This window comes from Candidatus Nitrospira salsa (genome assembly GCF_965152625.1).
This window is the reverse complement of the sequence record NZ_CBCUCO010000002.1, coordinates 1,299,854-1,321,561: the sequence shown is the minus strand read 5'-3', so window position 1 is coordinate 1,321,561 and position 21,708 is coordinate 1,299,854. Positions and strand designations below refer to the sequence as shown.

The following is a 21,708-nucleotide window of genomic DNA, read 5'->3' as shown; positions in this document are numbered from 1 at the left end:
ATCGTGAGCATAAATAACGGTGTTGTGGACTTGATCTTATTCTCCTATCATTTGAAGCACGACGTCTCTTGTCCGAGCGCGTGTGTCAAAATCAATAAGGACGACTTGTTGCCAGGTGCCGAGCGTGAGGGTGTAATTCACGAAAGGAATGGTGACGAACGCTCCTTGAAGTTGGCCGCGGAGATGGCTGTGGCCGTTGTCCTCACCAGGATTATGGGTGTTGTGTAACCAGTCAGGATTGGATGGGATTAACTGATCCCATAGACGGGTTGTGTCACCTCTGATCCCAGGCTCGTCTTCAATAATCATGATTGAGGCGGTGGTATGTTTGACAAACACGGTGACTGTGCCAGCTTGAAGCCCAGATACTTTCAGCGTTTCTTGAATAGGTTGTGTGATATTTTCAATGTGCGTGCCACCCTTCATCTTATACTGCATCTGTTCAGTCACGACTGGCATGGTATGAAATCTTTCTGAAGGTTCTGGATGTAACGGAAATCTTGTTGAGTAAAGGGTTTTCCTCGTGCATCTGTCAACACCTTGATGAACGATTGGCGAGTCATGAGTTGTTGAATGGCTAACAAAACCGGTTCGCTCACAATACCTTCGGATTGTAATTGTTGAAGGTAGTGAAAGGCTTGCTTCAAGCTTTCACGTGACCGGGTATAGTAATCACGACCACGCTGCCGATTATTATAGGCCTCTAGTTGTTCGCAGGCGACGAGGATTTCCGCTAATTGGCGAACCCATCGTGGTGCATGCCGTAATTTTTCAGGGTAATAATAGTAGAGCATGATCTGTTCCATCCATGGAACCCATGAGATGCCCATGTCCCTCAGATGTGGTTTCACCCCACGAAGGTGTTTTCGTAAACGTCGTGCAAAGCCTAAGCGCATTTCAACTTGTGCCGTGGTCCATTCATCCAAGGGAATGTTTTGACGTTCAAGATCTTTTCCGTATCGAAGCAGAAAGGCTTCGGTTTCTTTACCATACGGGGTATGCGGGTACATAGTGCGCCATTCTCGTGGTCGAGTCGGGATGCCGTGAGTTTTGGCCCATGACCAAATTTTCCCAAATAACGGCTGATCAAGTCCAGCTCGACCGAGGTCGTGCAGGAGACAGGTAATTTCAAAAAGCCTGATTCGGTCTGCTGGATATCCGAGATCTTTAGCGACCATACGGCAGAGCGAGGCCGTTCGCAGTGCATGAGATTTATCGTATCCGGGAATGATGATTTGGGGATTCAGGGGGTGTGGGTAGTCATAAAGTTTAAGAAGTTTCTTGATAAGGAGTTTTGGCAGATGTCCTTCTGATTGTGCATGAAGAGGGGGAGCAATCCGATGTGTGTTAATAGGAAGATGATCTCCGTCAGAAGGCCTCCTAAGAGGCACGATCGTGATGCGATGAATAGTGAATTAAGTCGAAGAATATCGACACTTTTTAGGCATGTCAAGTTGAGGGAAGTGATGTACGCGAGGTTTCACCTTCTCTTATCGATAGTATGATGAGCATGCTGTTCAACAGCATGGGTGAGTTCTTTGACGTATAATAACATGAATGGTGTCCCGACGAACCGTGGACTCTCTGAATCTTCGCTGGCAGTCAGATACGTTTGCGTTTTCTCGTCACAAGGCAAATTATCCCTGCTGGTGAGATACTTTTTGATGTATCTCTACCTCTGATACAGTGATGCTGGGAAATTGTGCTCATAGGTTCTTCCGACAAGTCGGGTGACGACCATTTTACTGACTGGTTGATGAGCTCTTTCGTATTGACTTTACCCCTTTTGGAGTTGGGAATAGAAATTTCGTGAAAGGTCGCTTCTCTCGAATCGTTGCTGGTGGCAGTCTTCTTGTGATTGTCGTGTTTGGCGTATTTATGATTCTCCCTTTGTTTCTGAATCCGACATATTTCACCGACATGGCGTTCGAATATATGCAGCGTACATTGGGTCCACACCTCACTGTTGGGCAAGCGCGCTTGTCGTTGTGGCCGTATCCACATGTCGAAGTGTCAGAAGTGATTGTGAAAGAGCATCCGGATGCCCACGCGTTCTTTCGTGCAACACGTGTCAGTCTTGATTTGAAATTTCTTCCTCTCCTTCGTCAAGAATTTGCCGTCAAAAAGCTCTTGATTGATCAGCCAGAGATGGAAGTCAAGCGAGATCGTGCTGGAGAATGGGGAATGTTACCGTCCGACGGAAATCTTCTGAAGGAGACAGTGTTGGCTGATCTATTGTCGGTAGAAGAGGTGATGATTTCCAATGGAAGCATCACCTTTATCGATGGATCGCCTCGTGAAGAAGCGCGTGGAGTCGTCTTTGAAAACGTGACGCTCTCGCTCGTCGGTCAGGAACCCGATATGTTTTCGGCCACGGTCGAGGCATCTGGGAAAATTCGACAGCCTGAAACGGCTTCAGTGTTTTTCTTTGATGGCATGGTTAATTTTAGTCCTTCGGACGACGCCCAGGCCGTCTTTCACTTTGCGAATGTTTCGCACATGTTGAAGATGAATGGTAACTTGAAGGTTCGGGATTTGGCTATGGGACAGGTCACGGATTTCTTTGCTATTCAAACCGGAGGGGTCGACGATCTTGGATTAGCCCAGATTGATAGTCACGTGACACTGATGCCGGGTCGCATTGGGTATGAGTTAACATTGCCTGAATTGCAGATAGACAGTCAGGCGGGTTCTCTGTCCGGGAATGCCAATATTTCTGGGCTCCTGGCTCCAGGAGATCTGACCATGTCTGCCAGTTTTGAGTCGACCCCGTTCTCTTTGCAGGCGGTTCAGACGGTTATCCCCAAGCATCGAGTGCCATCCACGTTTCTTCCTTTATGGGAGGCGTCGGAAGTCGGAGGGACAATTCAAGTTCGGCAAGCGACTGTGGCGGGTTCAACTCGCTCGGATGTGGGTATTTCTCTGGTCGGAACATTTCAGCTTGTTCAAAGTTCTTGGAAGCATCAAACTGGAAAGCCGGTGCTGGAAGCGATTGACGGAGAAATTGTCGTAGAGCCAGATCGAATTCGACTCATTGATTTTCGAGGAATGTATGAGTCGTTACCAATTCAGTCAGCGCATGGGATGATCTTATTTAAAGATTCAGGTCCCTGGATCGAAGTTGATCTTCAAGGTCAGATCATGGCCAGTCAGATGACAGATGTGATTGCGCAACTCACTTCTTCAAGACAGGCTCATGGTTATCTTGCACGCCTCACGGGTCTCAAAGGTGTTGGAAATTTACATATGCAGTTTTCGGGACAATTGAATAGTCCTGAAGGAGTGGTATTTCGCTCTGGTGAATATGAACCCCATGGGCTGACGTGGAACATGGATGAGTTGCCTGATCCCGTTTCTCTTGAAAAGGGTAAATTCCTCTTCTCGGCAAATGAAATACAGCTCCATGAGGTTCAGGGCGTTGTTGGTAAGAGTCCATTTCGATTACATGGGACGATTCAGGCGACTCGACGTCCCGTATTCGAACGATTCAGTGTTGATGCCACACTACGACAGGAACTGATGAGTCATCTCATACATCAATCTCCACAATTCCAAGAGGTGGCGATGACTGGAGAGGTGCCCCTTCATGCTGAATTGTCCGGACTTATTGATGCTCCGAAACTCAAGGGGACGTTCGACTTACTTGATTCATCGCTTCATTGGCCTCGTGTGATTAAAAAGCCCCGCGGCGTACGAGGCGCATTGAGTTTTGATCTCGGTGTTCATCAAAATGGAAACTTTGTTATTCATCAGGCCGAGCTGGCGATCCTTCCGTTCCGATTCTCTGTCCGGGCCAATGTGCGAGTCAATCCTGCCTTTGAGGTTCATGCTCGAGTCAATACCGGACCAATCAATTTAGGTTTGTTGCCCAAAGGGGTCATCGTTGGCAATCGAATTTTACGTGCGGGGATACTTGAAGTTTCTCTTGACGTCCGAGGTCGTGGCCTGAACTGGTCCCGTTGGAGTCCAAGAGGGTGGATTGCGTTGACCGATGGAGTGGTCGACTCCAGGGATCTTCCGACGCCAATCACCCAGTTGTTGTTTCGTCTGAAACTGAATCCAACTTTTGCAGAGGTGAAGCAGTTAGAGTTCAAGATGGAGAAGAGTGACATTCAGTTAACTGGAACGGTGAAACATTGGAGAGAGAAGCCTGAAATAGATGTGGTGCTTGAGTCATCAAATTTTGACATTGATTTACTGATTCCTAAGGGGAGGGGGTCGTCTTTGCGCGATTGGCTGGCTGACCTGGCTGGGACGAGTATCGTGATGGGGAATATTCATATCGATCATCCAACGTATAAAAAATTAGAAGGGGAAAACCTTTCGGGAATTCTGAAAATTCGTGATAGCTTAGTGACCCTTGACCGAATTCGCAGTCAAGCCTATGGTCAACCAATTGCCGGTCGAGTGTTCATCCATCTTCCAAAAGAGAGACCTGTGGCAATCCGTTCGTCCTTTCATATGAAAGGGTTGCCGTTCGATCATATTCAGCAGTCGTTCGGGCATGAAGATCGCTTGATCACGGGGCAACTATCTGTACGTGGCATGATACAAGGGCATGGTCGAAATCCGCGTGGGGTCATGGCCACGTTAAATGGAAATATCGATGTGATGATGAAGCAGGGACATGTCAAGAAAGGAACTGTCTTGCCTCAAATTTTATCACTCTTGAATCTTGCGACGGTCTTGCGCGGAAAAGTCGACTTGCAAGAGCAGGGTTTCCCGTATAACAAAATGACGGCCACGTTGAATATTCAGGATGGGACCATTTCATCAGACAATGTCATGGTCGACAGTCCAATTATGAAAATGACCACAGCCGGGAAGTTTGATCTGGTAGCAGATAAACTGGATGTTGCGATTGCCGTCAGTCCATTTGGTCAGCACACCGAATTTTTGAGGAAAATCCCCTTGTTTGATCGAGTGGGGGGGGGGGATCAAAAAGGATTGGTGACTGCGTTATTTCATGTGCAAGGATCAATCACCACTCCTGAGGTTCGCTATAGACCGTTGGAGTTATTTGCCTCTGGATTAACGGGATTTTCTCAGTTGGCTCTTGATGCTCTTCGGAACTCGATGATCCTTCCAGTCAATGACCAACGTTCTGAAGCACTCAAGCAGGAAGAAAATCTTCCTTTGGAATGAAGTGTGCAAGAGTTTTTCCATTGTCAAAGACTCTTCTTGTCCATGCTGCAAGTGAAAATGTCTTGATGTTCTGATAGGAAACGGTTTTTTTACTCATGCTTAAAAAGGATTCATAATGATCCCGACAGTTGAATGGAAAAATGGTTTGGTGAACATTCTTGACCAGAGTCTTTTGCCTGAAAAGGTTGAGGTGCTGGTGTGTCACGATTACCAAACGGTCGTAGAGGCCATTAGCAATCTTCGAGTGCGAGGCGCTCCGGCTATTGGAGTTACGGCTGCGATGGGTTTGGCGTTGGGAGGACAAAGTATTCATGTGTCGTCGTTTGAAGAATTCCAGCGAGAATTTCATGTGATGTGTGACTCGATGAGTGATGCCCGTCCGACAGCTGTGAATTTATTCTGGGCTATTGATCGAATGAAACGGGTTTTGCTGCATAGGAAAGAGGAGTCTCTCTCATCCTTGCAACAACAATTGATTCATGAAGCACAGACAATTTTAGAAGAAGATATACAGATGAATCAGGCGATCGGTGACTTTGGAGCCAAATTAATTACGGATGGACAAACGATTCTTACTCATTGTAATGCCGGGGCTTTGGCCACGGCAGGCTATGGAACGGCCTTAGGTGTCATCCGGTCAGCCTGGAAAACAAAAAAAGGCATTCGTGTGATTGCCGATGAGACCCGTCCGGTGTTGCAGGGGGCCAGGCTAACAGCATGGGAACTTCAACAGGATGGGATTCCGGTAACGCTAATCACGGACAATGCGGCTGGGGCTCTGATGCAGCAGGGACGAATCCATGTATGTATAGTTGGAGCTGATAGAATTGCAGCGAATGGAGATGTGGTCAATAAGATTGGAACATATTCCGTGGCCGTGCTGGCTAAAGTCCATGGTATTCCATTTTATGTGGCGGCCCCATCATCAACCATTGATGTCACAATGGCCTCCGGGCAAGACATTCCGATAGAACAACGATCGTCCACGGAAGTCACGACTCTTCATAGTGGACGTTCTATTGCCCCGGAAGGTATCGACGTGTTGAATCCAGCTTTTGATATGACGCCTGCAGAATATATCACTGGGATTATTACAAATCGTGGGGTGGTGGCTCCACACACTATTGCGACGATGGTCTCCTAACATGTGGTCATGAGCCTGTTCAGTGATCGTGTCAGACTGTTTGGTCGGTAAGCAGGGGGTGCTCTGCTGATTACAGAAGGATTTGACTCAGGACTTTTGACAAATCAAGGATATTATAGGGCTTGGCAATGACGCCTTTGAACCCAAAGTTTTCCGGATTGGCTAAAACTGGATCATTGCAATACCCACTCGAAACAACGGCTAAAACATTGGGGTCAATCTCTTTCAATCGACGAACCGTTTCCCTGCCTCCCATGCCACCAGGAATGGTCAAATCAATAATCGCGAGAACAAACGGGTTGTGATGGTGTTGTGCGTTTTGATAGTGATGAATGGCATCGTTTCCCTCATTGGCATAGGTCACCTCGTATCCCAGGTGCTGAAGCATTTTCCCCAAAATATCACGAATCTCTATTTCATCATCCATAATCAAGATGCGTCCTGCTCCGGCTATCAACGCCTCTTCTTCTTCCTGTGATTCAATGGCCATGGTTTGGGCTGCTGGAATGTACAAAAGAAACGTGGTGCCAACTCCTACCTCAGAGCTGACTGTAATATGTCCATCATGGCGTTTCATGATGGAGTAGGTTGTGGCAAGACCAAGTCCGCTGCCTTTTTGTTTGGTGGTGAAATAGGGATCAAAGATCTTGCTCACGTACTCTGAGGAAATACCAACACCTTGATCTTTTATTGTGACGACGACGTATCGTCCTGGAGTTACAGGAAGATTTGTTGTTTGCTTGATCTGAGTGTTGCGAGCCTGGACTGTGATGACGCCGCCATTTGGCATGGCTTGATCCGCATTGATGATCAAGTTCTGAATGACCTGACTCATTTGGCCTTCATCGACTTCGACTGTCCACAAATCCTGAGGGAGATGTAGCTCGCATCGGACGTTGGATCCTCGTAAGGCAAATTCAACGGTGTCGGTAATGAATGTGGATATCGATGCCACATTTTTTATGGGTGCTCCACCTTTGGCAAAGGTGAGAAGCTGTTTCGTTAAATCTCGTGCTCTCAGGCAGGCTTTTTCCGCTGCCGCCAATCGTTCAACAATACTGGCATCAGCAGGAGCTTGTTGTTTGGAGGCAAGCATTTTCGAGAGTCCAACGTTGGCAAAGACGGACGTCAAGATATTGTTGAAATCATGAGCAATGCCTCCAGCTAAGACCCCGACTGATTCAAGCTTTGTGGCGCGTACCCGTTCATCTTCTGCCCGTTTTCGTTCTGTAATATCTCTCGCATCAATCACAACCAAGATACTCCCGGTTGTTGTTCTGAATGGTCTCGTATGACTTTCAAACCAACGCCATTCTTCTTCGTAGTGTCGAAGCCGACAGACCATTTCTCCGGATTCAAGAATTTTGACCTTCTGTTCAAATTCATTGGCAAGATTCTCGCGCTCATCGGGATGGACAAAGTCAAAAAAACTTTTCCCCAGGAGTTCATTGACTTGATACCCTAGGACGTGCCTGCAATTAGGGCTGAGATAGAGGCACGTTCCGGAAGGGGTCGTCTCAAAAATTAAATCATACGAGTTTTCGACTATAGCCCGATAGCGTTCCTCGCTGTCACGTAAGGCTTCTTCTGCACGCTTTCGTTCTAATTCGCTGGCTGCTCGAACGGCAAATAACGGGATAATTGATTGGGCAACCTGGATGTTGCGTAGTGGGTATTTCCCTAGTGCGATGACCAGTCCGATAATCTGTCCTGACGTTCCCATGAGTGGACTGCCGATATAACTCGAAATGTTCCATTTGGAAAGAATCGGGTCATCAGGCAATTCTTGCTGTGCAGTGTTGGTCCAATTGGAGTATTTACTTCCGAGAATGCGGCTGCCAAACGTTTGCGAAATTTCCCAAGAAAAAGTCTCAAGAAAGGTGCCATGTGCCCATGCTGCGACGGTTTTAGCCTGGTGTTTATCTGATCCGGAAAATTCGGCGAGGATGGCATATTCAACATTCAACGCATTGGAGAGATCTTTGACGAGTGAACGGAAGAAGGCGACGCTTCCAGCGGCAGGGGCACCTTGCGCGATATGGCGAAGGGCTTCCTCCACGCGTTTTTGGTCTGTAATATCTTTGACGACAGAAATCGCGCCCCACTGTTCGCCCTCTCGGTCATAAAGTGGATAGCAGGAGACGAGAAACCAGCCTTTGAGACTCGAGAGCCACGTTTCCATGACAGCAGAGAGCGCTCCGGCAAGAACAGTTTCCCATGGCGGGAGTTCCTTAAGTTGGATTGTCCCATAGTAGGGAATTCGATAATCCAAACCAATAAGATTTGGATGGACAGATTCAAAGTACTCAGATACGGCTTTATTGGCCCACAAAATAATTCCTGTACGATCTAAAATAATTATCTGATCGGTTAGGGCATTAAAGGCCTGTTCCCATTCTTCACCGGCGGTATGGTGATGAAGGAAGTTCGCATGTTTTGGGGATAACGAGTCTAAAGAGGGTTTAGTCGATGCGGAGTCGATATCTTTTTTTGACTTATGTATCGGAATGTGTTGCGGAGATTCGATCTCTTTCATGACATTCTCTCGTTTCGAGATGCACGCTGACTATTTTGGTAAGTATGAAACGGAAACTCGTATGATGCATGGCAGCATGTTCATGTCCATTCTGGTGTTGGTACAATCACCTTCTGAGTCGTACGCATTTGTCGCGATAGGCTTACCATACCACTTTCGCAAACAGGTCGGCCAAGGTTGGGTCAATCCCTTTTCCCGCTTCACGGCGGATGTGTTCCCGAGCTTCTGGGATAGCCAGAGGTCCCTGGCTTTCATATCCAACCACTAAATGGTCGAACAGGTTCGCTAATCCAACGATTCGAGCAAGATACGGAATTTCATCTCCCGCAAGTCCGTCCGGATAGCCGGTCCCATCGTATCGTTCGTGGTGAGAGTGGATGATTTGAGAGACTGGTGCTGGAAACGGGAGGGCTTGAATCATTTTCACGCCGATGATGGGATGGCATTTGACGACTTCTTGATCCTGTTCGGGTTGGGGAAGATCTCCAGAGATCAAACGATTATGAATGCCAAATTTCCCAATATCGTGAATGTAGGCACCCAATTGAATATATTCTTTTTCTTCCGCTGATAACTTGAGATGTTCTGCCAGGAGGGATGAATAAAAGTTCACTCGATGGGAGTGTTGTGCCAGTTCTGGATTTTTGGCCTCTAATAAGGTTTCAAAGTTCTTGATTGCAGATTGAAGATTGTCGTCACCGCTCCACAAATTTCCAAACGCTTGTAAGGCACCCTGGAGAGAAGTCATTCGACGGCGACGCTCGAATGTTTGATCGACGACAGCGAGGAGTTCGGTTACGTTAAAGGGTTTGAGAATATACGCGGCGACTCCTTGGCGAATGGCTTCCATGGCTGACTGTAAGGTGCCATATCCCGTAATGATGATGACCTCAACCTCTTTCCCCTGCTGACGAATGTTCTGAAGAAGGTCAATTCCTTGTTGACCGGGAAGTTTCAGGTCTAAGGTGATAAGATCAATCGGTTGGCGTTTGAGGACTTCCAAGGCCACTTCAGCACTGTCGACCGTAATGAGGTTAAAGTACGGCGACAGCACCATTTTAATGGATTCACGCGGCCCTTCTTCGTCTTCAACAATTAAGATTGAAGGTTGTGGCGAGGGGGGGGCACTGGCAGTAGGATCCATCGAGCTTCTCCAATTTGATGTTTCATCAGACGAATAATCGTTTGCAAATAGGATGAAGACGAGGGAGTAAGAGAAATAAATATTTGTCGAACAGTTCTCAAAAACCACGCAGCCCAATGGGGCTTCGTAATTAATTGTGTAGGGTCAATGCGGAGAGAGAATCCAGGAGATATCCCTGTCTTGCGGAATCTCAAACGTCTCTCCAGTGTGGTCGCAATCAAGATAAATGTGATGATCAAAAAAACAATACATAGAAATCGTACAGGTTCGTAAGACATCATCCGTGAAAATTTTGGCATTATTGCAAAGAGCATGAGTAAAAGATTTGTTCTCTTGCTTTAAAGGTCCATGAATCAGTTGTAAGTATTTATGACTGAATATATTAACCTAATTAATAATGCACCGTAGTCGCTAAGGAGACCAGATGAAGCCAAAAAATTGGAGACGGTCAACTATTAAAGATTTGAGCGCAGGTGAAATGCCCGATCTTTGACTGTGAGGTCCCGAAACAGTTGGTCAAATAACTCTTTCGCGACATCGCTGGTTAATGTTTCAACGTCTTCTGGACTAAACAGCACGACGGTATCGGACCCATTCGCCCCTAAAATTGTGCGAACGGTGCTGCCGTCACTCATATTTTTGGCTTCAAACCGAACTTCCATGGAAACCTGAATATTGGTAAACCCAAAGCCACTTTTGGCTTGGGCGTCCAACTTTAAAACTTGGCCTGAAAGTATAACATCAGCTAAGTTCTCTTCAGCCTCGCGGGTCGTGTGCCACTTTCGTTGTTGAAGATAGGCGACCGCCAGATCAGCTAACCCTTCTCCAATTTGACCATTCCAGGCATTGAACTGAGTCGTCCCTCCCCAGAAATGCGTGCGTTTCCCAATTCTTGATTGTTCTTGCCGATGATCCTGAAACGGCGAAACGGCGATTCTAAGAGTATCATCATGAAAGGCTTCCCCAGCTGCCGAGCTGGCTGGCATGGCCCGAAGATCAAAATTAACCATTTCACCGGTACCTTGACAGCCGGCCAAAGTGAAAAATGTAAGAATAAAAACGGTACAGACTTTATGAAGTGTCACGAGACCTTCCTCCTCTCCGCAGACTAAGTGAATGAATGGACATGTCGATTCTGTCTTGCCTAGATAATTATGCACCAGAGAACGAACTGTTTGTCCTAGAGTAATGCAATTGAATGCTTATTTCTAGACTTTATTTTGATGACATGCGAATAAAGGTTTGACGCAAATTTTCTGGAAATGGAGGCTGAGGTCGTGTCAAGGGGTTGATTCATTGGTTATTCCTTTTGCCACTGATCTTGACTTTTTCAGGAAGTGCCTGAGAGTATGGCGCCGGTTAGACGAATGGTGAGATTTCGAACAGTATGTGGAATCATAATTTATTATTTCGCGCAGAAGACTCAATCCCTTTGGTTGAGACAGAAAATGAATTGTTCCATGAAACGGATCCCGCATTAGATAGTTCCGGGCTCCAGCTGGAGAAGTATATCTCTGTGTGGCTTCAAGGAGATGGCGAGGAGGGGACGCCAACCGTATTTACTAATGTGTATGTACGGACTGCGACGTTGGACCCTGTCAAGCAAGTAGGATTTCTGCAGCCGCTTCAAGGACGGTCTCACCAGATCAAGAAAATGCTCACCGCTGATCAAAAATCTTACCTGCGGGGATGGCTTCAAAAGACCTATCCAAAGGCATGGGAAGAAGCCGGCGAGCATTTTCATGATATTTTCCAAACTACCTAAGCTTCCTTCCGAATTCAGGTCTTGAAGCTCATGCTGTCTGTCCAATGGAGACAACCTGACTTTTGTATTTCAATGAGTGTTCGCGTCAGGATTCATGAGAGTGTCCTATGGATCTAATGCAGGATGTGGTCATTATTGGTGGCGGCGGCGGCGGGGCTCTGTTGGGCATCCAGTTGTCGAGGAAAAATATTGGCTCTCTTGTTCTCGAACAAGCCCCGGGACATCCCCAGGGATTGCGCGGAGAAATACTACAACCAAACGGCCAGAAAATTCTTGATAGACTCGGGTTGTTAGAGCGCGTGCCGGCCCATGCGATTAGGCCAGTGCGGTATTTTCATTTTCGTCGGGTTGGCGGGAAGCGCTTATGCACGGTCGATTATGACATGTTGCCCAAACCGTATAATCGAGCGCTAGTGATGTGGCCAAATATTGTCCAGCAAACCGTCCTCAAGACATTAGAAGCTGAAAAGCCTGAGGCGGTACAGTATAACGCGACCTTTACACGAGTTTTACGCAATGAAACAGGTGTTTGTGGAGTTGAAGCCGAGATTCAAGGGAAATCTGTTCGAATTGGGGCTAAGCTGGTGGTGGGAGCGGATGGGCCATTTTCTACCGTCCGTCAAGCTTTAGGCATTTCAGCACAACTGCATCGATATCAAGAAAGCTATCTCGTGGCCATGCTTGAGGGACAGGAGGAATTCACCGAGTCGCAATACTTTGTTGGCAAACGGACGATCTTAGGAATCTTTCCTGGAGCTGGCCGTAAGGTTTATGTATTTTATATGATTCCTTCCGGGGCGCTCGCTTCGATGAAGCAAGAAGGTACGAAGGCGTTGGCGGATCGATGGAAGATCATTTATCCTGATCTGAGTCGGACGTTTGACACATTGAATGATTGGAGCCAAACCGCGTATATGGGAACCGGTCGAGTTCGAGCCAAAACCTGGGTGACGGATGGAGCGGTGTTAATTGGAGATGCCGCACATGGGATGAATCCTCATGCATCGCAAGGGCGAATGCAGGCCATGGTGGATGCAGAAATGCTCGGAGACGTGATCGAAACCTGTGCCAAAACCGAAGACTGGTCTGCCGCAGGGTTGAAGGCATTTGAAGTTCGCCGGCGTCAGCAGGTCACGATGCTACAACAGTTAGCTGATGAAGAGGTATTTTTCTGGAACACAGGCAATCCGCTGTTATCCTATCTGCGTGATCGGGTGTTTATGACGATTGATAAAAATCCTCGTCTTCAATATCAAGTATTAACGGCAACCGCTGGCTTACGCGAAACACCTCCGTTTTCTTGGCTTGACCGGTTCAAAGCTGCCGGCTTATTGCCAGACTCCAAAGCTCGGCACGTTCCTAATCATTTGTAACAGGACGGACGCACCAGTGTTGCGGGTTCCGTCATTGAAAAAGTTGTGAGGAATAGAGAGTATGTCGAGTATGCAATCTGATTGGCCTCCCATGCCTGAGGTGGTTCAGCGCATCATCCGTGGCTATCTGAAGGCTCTGCGTAAGCCGTTAGATACTCAACTTGAAGGGATTATTCTCTATGGGAGTCTTGTGCGAGGGGAATATGTCGAGGGGCATTCTAACATTAATCTTCTACTCATTCTACACGAATGCTCCCTAGCCAATCTCCAACATGTTGCTCAATTGACTGAAAAATGGCGAAAGCATGGGATTGTTCCACCGTTATTACTGACGGAAGAAGAACTTCGACAGTCCGTTGAATATTTCCCATTAGAATATTTTGAAATCAAAGATAACCATGTGTTGTTGGAAGGCCGAGATCCCTTTTTGATCACCCATATCAATGAGCAAAATCTCTGGCTGCAATGTCAACAGGAATTGAACGGGAATCTGCTGCGAGTCCGGCAACGATTTGTTGAAGGTTATGGACGGCCTGAGGCCATCGCTGCCTTGTTACCGCTTTCACTCATGGCGCTGCTTCCGTGTCTTCGAGGATTGTGCCGGGTGTTAGGTCATCCCTCAGGTGGAACCTCTGAGGCTTTTTTGTCGAATCTTCCTCATACCCTGCAGATTGGAGAGTCTGCGTTTCTTGAAGTCCTTGAGGTCAAGCAAGGATTGCGAAGCCCAGGCAAGCACGCCTGGCCGCAACTCTTTAATCGATATGTACGAGACTTGGAACAGATTATTCATCAAGTTCGAGAAACTCGACCACATGCGTAGCGCGTTGTACAAGAAAGAGCTGTTGAGACGTCTCTTTGTAATTGGTGTAATTATCGTTTGGGGAAGCGGCCTTATGCTTCCGATGGCGTTCGCCCAATACCCTCGACCAAAAGTTGAGCTGAACCTCCCGACGCCTTTGGGGTATGTCAGCGACTATGCCGAGGTGTTGTCTAGTCATTGGTCTGAACGGATCCGAGGTGTGTGCAAGGAAATCGAGCAACGGACAGGAGTTGAGATGATTGTGGTGACGCTGCCGACTGTCGGGCCTGAGCTGAGTGTAGAAAAGTATGCTTCGACATTATATGAAGAGTGGCGGATTGGAACGGCACAGCAACAGCACGGCCTCCTACTGCTGGCTTCAATCAAAGAGCGGCAAGCGGTGGTCGTGTTAGGACGAAGTCTATTGTCCGTCATCACCCGGGAACAGCTCAATGACCTGTCGGCTGAATTTTTTGTGCCGATGTTTAAAACCCATGAATTCGGCAAACCCCTCTATCAAGCGACCGTTCGATTAGCGGCGGCCTCAGGTGAAGTCAAATTCCTTGAGAAACCGGAAAAGAAGTCTTCCAATGTCGGGTTTTGGATGAATCTCAGCGCGGCGCTCATGATGGTCTATGCGCTCTGGCGATTTACCCGTCCTGAAAAAACCCATCCATTCCAACGCTGGCGACGCGGTGAGTATTGGAGCACCGGACAAGGAGGGTTCGGCGGGAACTTTGGGAGTTTTGGTGGACGGTTAGATGAGTAATTGTCGTTCCTCATACGAATGAGACAGCGAAAGTTTTTTGAGAGAGATTCAGGGGCTCTCGGAAATTTGTTTGGCCAGTTCTAGGAAGGTTGTCAGGTTTGACGAACTGCTAAATCGGTGATCACCGATCTTCAGAAGCAGTTCGATAGGGAACTGGGCATCGTGTGTTAAGAGCTGTTCCGTCATCTCCCAACTTCCTGAAGGTGAAATGACCCGATCTTGTAGGCCGTGTACGATGGTAGTTGGAACCTGTCGGGTTTGAGTGACTCGTTCTGCCCACAGGGATTCACTTTCTTCTACCCATTTCCATGACAGCGGAAAGTCTCGGTGAAGCATATCGTCATCCCATGGCATCCAGCCTGTTTGCTCCCATTCGTTCCGTCGAGCAGGAGAGATGTCGTTAGCTCGTTTGCCCATCATGTTAAAAGCAGGTGCGAGGAGGAGTAATTTTCGTACCTGGGTGAATTCTTGTCCTAGTATCCATGCAAGCCAACCGCCTAGTGATGAACCGATAATCGTCAGTGGCGGCCCCTCAGCGATCATGCGGGTCACGCGTCTGACGTCATCAAGCCAGTCGCACAAGGTATAGTCGCGGAACGCGCCTTCCGAGTCACCATTGCCACGAAAGTCAAAACAACAAAACCCCCAATCGTATTGTCGACAGAGGTCAGCGAGCGCTTTGCTTTTGTTGCCCCATCGCTTTGACAGAAATCCAGTGATGAACAAAATTTGACGTTCTTCACCAGGAATATAATCGCCGATGATGAGCTTTGAATCGGCTCCGGGTATTTCAAATCGTGAAGACAGCGTCATTGGTGGAGGCGTTTTTTCTGCATTAGAGCGAATCCGAATAAGTTCCAGCTGGGCATATCAACTAACTCTGCGCGATTATTCACTTCAAACATGCGGAAGGTGATACCCGCATGGAATTTCTAACAGCAACCTATCTTATAACTGACATAGTGAATGTCAAAATTTAGCAATTTGGTATTCTACCTATTCGGTATCACTGACTCGGCTATAACTGATGACATCGTCATGTTTCTTTACCAGCTCGATGTACGATCTGTGCTTTCGATTGGGTTTACCCTGTGACCCATCCATAGGCATGGTGACTTGGCGAGGGAGATTCTTCGAGGTATGCCATTTTTATTCGGTTGAGATAATCTTTGGGTAACTGTTTATATTGAGCCTGAACATCGATCTTGAAAACGCGAGCGGCGGTTAATCCAAAAATTTTGGCCTTCACTTCTGGCGTGAGTGGTGGATAGCCATGTTTCTCTTGTAATTCTTCAGGAATGTGAAAGCGCCGAAAAGCTTCAATTTGCCATTGAGGGGTTCCATACCAAATGGAGTCCGTTCCCCATAAGATATGGTCTTCTCCGAATGCCGCTAGGAGTTGTCCGAGGAGATGCGCGCAAGCTTTGGGCTCGGTAATAACAAGTTGCGCAAAGGTTGAGCCAATTTCCATGTAAATGTTTGTCAGGTGTGGGTGTTTTCGTTTCATGCGGCAAAACTCGCTGGTCCACGGCACTTCGCCGTTTCGGGCCTTTTCTAGATTGATTTGATGGACCCCTAAAAAGCCGGAATGATACAGCAGGAAATCCAGCTTAGGGAAATCCTTTGCCGCCTGAATGGTATCCTTGGGATGGTTGTACTCGGCCACAGAGCCGAGCGGAAGCCCTTTGTGAATACAGATGGTGGGTACTCCCAGTTTTTGCGCTTTCTCCAGCATGGGATAGGCAATCTCTTCATCATGTAACCACCAGCCATGGTCGAATCCTTTTGGCGCCGCACCGGTATAACATTTCCATGCGTCGACGTGAAAGACTTCATGCTGTTGGTCCATAAAGTCCAAATCAACTTTGCCAAGTTGAGGCATGACCAATCCATGAGCCAGCATGCGTTGGGAATCTGTGATGCGGTTAATTTCATCGCGAATATGGGCCATTTCTTTGGGCGGGACCACGGAAGTCCAGGGATAGGGGCCTGGCGGAGTGCTAATTAATGCTAATGATGTCTCACTATCCAGAAAAACTTCTTTGACGAAGTTTTCCCAACTTAAATCGGCCATGGTCTTACTGTCTTGCGCGAGAGCGGGATTGAGTCCCATGTCCTTTGCACGCTGGCGCAATGCCAGTAAGCTTTCCCTCCACCCGGGGTTGGTAAAGGTCGAACTGACATAATGTGTCTGGACATCGAAGACGAAGAAGTGTTCGCCTCGACGAGAGAGGAAGGCTTCAGGTTCGGCTGCTTCAACGGCGAGGACATCAAAAAAAATTCCAAATACGTGATTCATGGCGAGTAGGGCCACAGCCATACCGCCGGTCTTTTTCAGGAAGGTTCGCCGGTCCATTCCCAGTCGGCTTGCCATCTCCGTACTTTGTGTTTCAATGACATGGTCGACGTGTTCTTGGAGACGGGTTTGCGAGATTGGCGTAAATTCTTCATTGGAAATGGTGCGTGTTGGAATTGGCGAAGTTGAGGTCAGGCCTTGCTGAAAAGATGGACGTTTGTGAGTCTTCATTGAAGTGCCTTTCCTCCATTCCATGGAATGAATGTGAATATCAAATTCTAACTTCCTCGCATGGAAAAGGCGAATGTCTATCGGTGATGCGTGGCAATGAAAGAATGTCTCACAATTATGCAGCATATGTTCATCATTCTTTTGTCATCTCCTTGAAAAATTCCATCTGTTATGGGTTTCTTTGTTGAATTTTCTGGCAGTGTATGAAGACCTCAGTTCTTTGATTGCTGGACAGTGCTTTTTTCATTCTTAGCGACGTGTGAGGTTGTCTTGTGAATTGAGTTAGCCTGTATGGTAATTTAATATTGACTTATAGTTATGTAAAAAGTACTATTTATCCATCTTTATGATTCATCAACTTACCATGTTGAATGGAAGTGGCAGGGGATGTGATGGACCAGTTTGGAAGGAACGTGTGTGTTGTGAACGGACTGTCGATAGGTGTTGGCTTGCTTCTGTGGAGTGTGACAGGCCTCGCTGAGGCTTCTTCAGAAATTTCCACTCATCACACACATGTAGGGGAGGCCAATTCTTCCCGTCTTCATGGAGTCCAAGAGCAGAATGACGCGCCACCCCAATTGTCTGTGCTGGAGCCTGCCGATGCTGTCTTAATTCGAGAGAAAGAATGGTTATGGAATCGGTATCTGAAGAATGCGTTACATCTTCCAGATTGGATAGATCTGGGTCTTGAACAAAGGACCCGGTTCGAGGTGTACGACCATCCCTGGCGATCGAGTCAGCCCTTGGGACGAACGGACCCACAAATTCAGCAACGATCACGTTTGCGATTAGGTCTGAATGGAGGAGCGCTGAAATTGCTATTTGAAGGACAGGATTCTCGAGTCCATCTCACTGATCCCGGTGATTTTGTGAATGCCGGTATTAGGAATGAATGGGACATTCTGCAGTTGTTGGTCTCGGCGACTGGCGAAAATTTATTTGGCACTGGTCTTCGCACCGATCTGCATGTTGGGCGACTTACAATGGACTTTGGTCGTCGTCGACTGATTGGCCGTAACGATTTTCGTAATACCACGAATGCATTTGATGGCGTGCATTGGCAATTGGCCAACGATAAGGATTGGCGAGTTCGCGCATTTTTCGTGGAGCCGGTTTTACGAGATCAGACAGAACTTGATGAACAATCAAAACAAAGTGTGTTCTGGGGGGTCTATGGAGAATCCAATCGGGTCCCCTGGCTGCGCTTCAATCTGTATTATTTCGGATTGAATGATCAACGCAGTTCTACCGTGAGTGCGCAGCGATCATTTTCCACCTTTGGTTTGAGGCTCTATGAAGACCCCAGGAAAGGTCAACCTGACTATGAAATCGAGAGCGTATGGCAGACAGGAAGACGAGGTAATACTGATCACTTTGCACACTTTCAGCATATTGATCTCGGCTATACATTCGATCTCCCATGGTCGCCCCGATTCTTGATTCATTACGATTATGCGAGTGGAGATCGGAATCCCAACGATAGCCAAGATTCCGTCTTTGATACGCTCTTTGGCTCCCGGAATTTTGAGCTTAACCGCACCGGCAGTTTTGGCCCGTTTTTTCGAACGAACATTAGCTCGCCGGGATGGCGCGTGATTGTGGTTCCTGACGAAGGCTGGACATTCCAGTTCAAGCATCGGGTGTGGTACCTCGCCAACTCCCAAGGAGCCTTTGCCAGTAACGGACTTCAAGATGCGACCGGGGGATCAGGAAATTATCTTGGTCAGGATGTCGAGTTTCGGGCTCAATGGAATATCAACACTAACCTGGAATTTGATGCCGGCTATGTCCATTGGTTCAAGGGGAGTTATTTTGATCGGCTTCCCGCTAGCGTAGGGTTACCACCTGGGGGACAAAAGGATAGTGATTATTTCTTTATCCTGACGAAATTCAGATTATAACGAAAGGACTATCTTAGAATAGAAAAGATGGCATGATGAGCAGACTGTCTACGAGTGTTTGCATTCTTTTCTGTTTGGTATTTTTTCCCACATCTGCTGTCTGGGCAGAAAAGGTGCGGATTGCCGTGGCTTCAAATTTTTTGGCGACGCTGAATGAAATTGCCACGAATTTTGAACGTGACACGGGACATGTCGCGGTCGTCAGTTCAGGGTCGAGTGGAAAGCTCTATGCGCAAATTCAACATGGTGCACCCTTCGATGTGTTCTTTTCTGCGGACGTTGAACGTCCAAAGCTAATGGAAGAAAAAGGACTAGCTGTTCAGAATAGTCGATTTACGTATGCTGTAGGACGTCTAACGTTGTGGAGTGCTGATTCCAATTTGGTTAAGGGGGATGGGAAGACGGTTCTTACTCAAGAACCTTTCAAGCATGTGGCTATAGCCAATCCCAAGACCGCACCATATGGTGCGGCAGCCAAACATACGCTTGAGCAATTAGGCCTTTGGCCTGCATTAGAGGGACAGATTGTTCAGGGAGAAAATATTAGCCAAACGTTTCAATTTGTGTATTCACGCAATGCGGATCTGGGGCTTGTGGCACTGTCTCAAGTCTTAGATCCAAAAATTAATGGAGTTGGAAGTCGTTGGGATGTTCCGTTGAGCCTGTATGATCCATTGTATCAACAGGCGGTACTCCTGGTTCATGCTCGAGGTCACAAGGCGGCTCGAGATTTTTTGGCCTATGTCAAAGGGCCGGAGGCCAAAGTCATCATCGAGAGGTTTGGGTATGGCGTGGAATAAATTCATTCAAGCCGTAATAGATAAAGTATGACACCCATGGATTGGGGACCGTTGTGGTTGACCATGCAGCTGGCGGGAGTGACCGTTGTGGTGTTGCTTATCGTCGGGACTCCTTTGGCCTGGTGGTTGGCGTTTACGAAGTCTCGCTTCAGGACGTTCGTGGAAGCGGTTGTGGCGTTGCCGATTGTGTTACCACCGACCGTTCTTGGGTTTTATTTGCTGGTCGCGCTTGGACCACATGGTCCGATTGGCGGACCATGGAAAGATCTGACGGGATCATCGCTTTCCTTTACGTTTACCGGACTTGTCATTGCCTCCGCATTCTACTCGTTGCCGTTTGTGGTTCAGCCGTTACATGGCGCCTTTGAGTCTGTCGGGAGAAAGCCGTTAGAGGCCGCGTGGGCGTTGGGAGCCTCAAAGTTGGATGCCTTTTTCACTGTGGCATCTCCGATGGCCATTCGAGGGTTTCTGAGTGCAGTGGTTTTAGGCTTTGCCCACACGCTTGGTGAGTTCGGGGTCGTGCTGATGGTGGGTGGAAATATTCCTGGTGTGACAAAAGTTCTGTCCATTGCCATTTATGATCATGTTGAAGTCCTGGAATATACCCAAGCGCACATCCTGTCTGCCGTTCTTCTCATTTTTTCTTTCGTCATTCTCACGATTGTTTATACTGTAAACCGACGCTTACCTCTTCATGTCTCATGAGTACTCTCGCTGCCGAATTCGATGTCCGGTATCCTGGCTTTCATCTTCAAGCAAAACTGGAGATTCCTGTCACCGGAGTCACGGCCATCTTTGGACCGTCGGGATGCGGTAAGACGACGTTGCTTCGCTGTCTCGCAGGATTGGAGCGATCGCCTTGCGGGTTACTCCGGTTTCGTCAAGCCGTATGGCAAGATGAAACCCAAGGAGTATTTTTGCCGATTTCACAACGTTCGATTGGCTATGTGTTTCAAGAGCCACGGTTATTTCCCCATTTATCTGTTCAATCAAATCTAGTGTACGGACTAAAGCGTATACCCAGTGAACAACGGAAATTATCATTTGAACAAATCGTCGACATCCTTGACCTTGGAAAGTTATTAACTCGGCGTCCACACAATCTCTCTGGAGGAGAACAACAGCGTGTGACCATTGGTCGGGCTTTACTGACAAGCCCTGAACTCCTACTCATGGATGAGCCGATCAGTTCACTCGATCTCAAACGAAAACGAGAAATTCTTCTGTTTATTCAACGGTTGGATGTGGAATTACGAATCCCTATTATTTATGTGAGTCATTCACTACGGGAAGTGCTGCAATTAGCCACGACGTTGGTCATGCTGAAAGAGGGGAAAGTGACAGGCGTCGGTCCGTTAGGTGAAGTGTTTGCGCAAGTTGATTCACGATCCTTTATGGAAGAAAGTCATATTGGAGCGGTCATCGATAGCACGGTTGCAGCTCAAGATAGGGAATTTGGATTGACGAAACTGATGTTTGAAGGACGGCATTTGTACGTTCCACATCAAGCGCAGTCGATCGGCAATCGCTTGCGGGTGCAAATACTTTCACGGGATGTGAGTATTGTCGCACGAGCTCCGACGTTTCAAAGTAGCGTGCTGAATATCCTTGAAGCCACAGTTACCGATATTGGAACCATTGATGTGAATCATCCGTTTGTTGATATTCAATTAGATGTTGGGGTGCCGCTGCTTGCGACGATTACGCGAAAGTCGCTTGTGACGTTAAACCTTCATGCAGGACAACAGGTCTATGCTCAAATTAAAGCGGTGTCCTTTAGTCACGAACATGATGTGTAGCGTTGG

17 protein-coding genes are annotated in these 21,708 nt (G+C 47.5%); 10 read left to right on the top strand and 7 right to left on the bottom strand.

Annotation, left to right across the window (positions count from 1 at the left end; translation table 11 throughout):
• Positions 1 to 36: 36 nt before the first annotated feature.
• Positions 37 to 459, bottom strand: a complete 423-nt coding sequence (locus tag ACWQXP_RS07945; protein ID WP_454062289.1) for a secondary thiamine-phosphate synthase enzyme YjbQ — start codon at positions 457 to 459, stop codon at positions 37 to 39.
• Entirely contained in the window at positions 447 to 1,391 is a 945-nt protein-coding gene (locus ACWQXP_RS07940) for a hypothetical protein (RefSeq protein ID WP_454062288.1), read from the bottom strand. The genes ACWQXP_RS07945 and ACWQXP_RS07940 overlap by 13 nt, the downstream gene beginning before the upstream one ends.
• Positions 1,392 to 1,809: 418 nt before the next feature.
• Here ACWQXP_RS07940 and ACWQXP_RS07935 point away from each other — a divergent pair, with 418 nt between their 5' ends.
• Together ACWQXP_RS07935 and mtnA are read left to right on the top strand one after the other, a co-directional pair.
• Positions 1,810 to 5,145, top strand: coding sequence for a YhdP family protein (locus tag ACWQXP_RS07935; RefSeq protein ID WP_454062287.1), 3,336 nt, complete (start codon positions 1,810 to 1,812; stop codon positions 5,143 to 5,145).
• A gap of 112 nt (positions 5,146 to 5,257) precedes the next feature.
• Positions 5,258 to 6,289 carry an S-methyl-5-thioribose-1-phosphate isomerase gene (mtnA, locus tag ACWQXP_RS07930; RefSeq protein ID WP_454063005.1) on the top strand — a complete coding sequence of 344 codons (1,032 nt, stop codon included), beginning with the start codon at positions 5,258 to 5,260 and terminating at the stop codon, positions 6,287 to 6,289.
• Positions 6,290 to 6,359: 70 nt separating this feature from the next.
• On the opposite strand, the gene ACWQXP_RS07925 is transcribed toward mtnA, so the two are convergent.
• The 3 genes from ACWQXP_RS07925 to ACWQXP_RS07915 all read right to left on the bottom strand — a co-directional run bounded on the left by ACWQXP_RS07925 (position 6,360) and on the right by ACWQXP_RS07915 (position 11,054).
• Positions 6,360 to 8,825: a PAS domain S-box protein gene (locus ACWQXP_RS07925; RefSeq protein ID WP_454062286.1), complete on the bottom strand. Its 2,466-nt coding sequence runs from the start codon at positions 8,823 to 8,825 to the stop codon at positions 6,360 to 6,362.
• A gap of 142 nt (positions 8,826 to 8,967) precedes the next feature.
• On the bottom strand, positions 8,968 to 9,969 hold the full coding sequence (locus ACWQXP_RS07920; RefSeq protein WP_454062285.1) for an HD-GYP domain-containing protein: 1,002 nt from the start codon (positions 9,967 to 9,969) through the stop codon (positions 8,968 to 8,970).
• Positions 9,970 to 10,424: 455 nt separating this feature from the next.
• A complete protein-coding gene (locus tag ACWQXP_RS07915) occupies positions 10,425 to 11,054 on the bottom strand; it encodes a hypothetical protein (RefSeq protein WP_454062284.1) in 630 nt (209 codons plus the stop codon).
• A gap of 302 nt (positions 11,055 to 11,356) precedes the next feature.
• Here ACWQXP_RS07915 and ACWQXP_RS07910 point away from each other — a divergent pair, with 302 nt between their 5' ends.
• The 4 genes from ACWQXP_RS07910 to ACWQXP_RS07895 all read left to right on the top strand — a co-directional run bounded on the left by ACWQXP_RS07910 (position 11,357) and on the right by ACWQXP_RS07895 (position 14,675).
• On the top strand, positions 11,357 to 11,734 hold the full coding sequence (locus tag ACWQXP_RS07910) for a hypothetical protein (protein WP_454062283.1): 378 nt from the start codon (positions 11,357 to 11,359) through the stop codon (positions 11,732 to 11,734).
• A gap of 107 nt (positions 11,735 to 11,841) precedes the next feature.
• The gene (locus ACWQXP_RS07905; protein ID WP_454062282.1) at positions 11,842 to 13,107 is read left to right on the top strand and encodes an FAD-dependent monooxygenase; all 1,266 of its coding nucleotides are present in this window, start codon (positions 11,842 to 11,844) and stop codon (positions 13,105 to 13,107) included.
• Positions 13,108 to 13,168: 61 nt separating this feature from the next.
• Entirely contained in the window at positions 13,169 to 13,927 is a 759-nt protein-coding gene (locus ACWQXP_RS07900) for a hypothetical protein (protein ID WP_454062281.1), read from the top strand.
• A complete protein-coding gene (locus ACWQXP_RS07895; protein WP_454062280.1) occupies positions 13,920 to 14,675 on the top strand; it encodes a TPM domain-containing protein in 756 nt (251 codons plus the stop codon). The genes ACWQXP_RS07900 and ACWQXP_RS07895 overlap by 8 nt, the downstream gene beginning before the upstream one ends.
• Before the next feature lie 48 nt (positions 14,676 to 14,723).
• Here the strand turns inward: ACWQXP_RS07895 and ACWQXP_RS07890 are convergent, their stop codons facing one another.
• Together ACWQXP_RS07890 and ACWQXP_RS07885 are read right to left on the bottom strand one after the other, a co-directional pair.
• Positions 14,724 to 15,488: an alpha/beta hydrolase gene (locus tag ACWQXP_RS07890; RefSeq protein ID WP_454062279.1), complete on the bottom strand. Its 765-nt coding sequence runs from the start codon at positions 15,486 to 15,488 to the stop codon at positions 14,724 to 14,726.
• A gap of 271 nt (positions 15,489 to 15,759) precedes the next feature.
• Positions 15,760 to 17,202, bottom strand: a complete 1,443-nt coding sequence (locus ACWQXP_RS07885) for an amidohydrolase family protein (protein WP_454062278.1) — start codon at positions 17,200 to 17,202, stop codon at positions 15,760 to 15,762.
• A gap of 422 nt (positions 17,203 to 17,624) precedes the next feature.
• Here ACWQXP_RS07885 and ACWQXP_RS07880 point away from each other — a divergent pair, with 422 nt between their 5' ends.
• The 4 genes from ACWQXP_RS07880 to modC all read left to right on the top strand — a co-directional run bounded on the left by ACWQXP_RS07880 (position 17,625) and on the right by modC (position 21,702).
• Positions 17,625 to 19,103, top strand: coding sequence for an alginate export family protein (locus ACWQXP_RS07880; protein WP_454062277.1), 1,479 nt, complete (start codon positions 17,625 to 17,627; stop codon positions 19,101 to 19,103).
• 125 nt (positions 19,104 to 19,228) lie between these two features.
• Complete coding sequence (gene modA / locus ACWQXP_RS07875; RefSeq protein WP_454062276.1) at positions 19,229 to 19,903, top strand: molybdate ABC transporter substrate-binding protein; 675 nt, start codon at positions 19,229 to 19,231, stop codon at positions 19,901 to 19,903.
• A 27-nt stretch (positions 19,904 to 19,930) separates the two neighbouring features.
• Complete coding sequence (gene modB, locus ACWQXP_RS07870) at positions 19,931 to 20,608, top strand: molybdate ABC transporter permease subunit (protein ID WP_454062275.1); 678 nt, start codon at positions 19,931 to 19,933, stop codon at positions 20,606 to 20,608.
• Entirely contained in the window at positions 20,605 to 21,702 is a 1,098-nt protein-coding gene (gene modC, locus ACWQXP_RS07865; RefSeq protein WP_454062274.1) for a molybdenum ABC transporter ATP-binding protein, read from the top strand. Before modB ends, modC begins: the two co-directional genes overlap by 4 nt.
• Positions 21,703 to 21,708 lie beyond the last annotated feature (6 nt).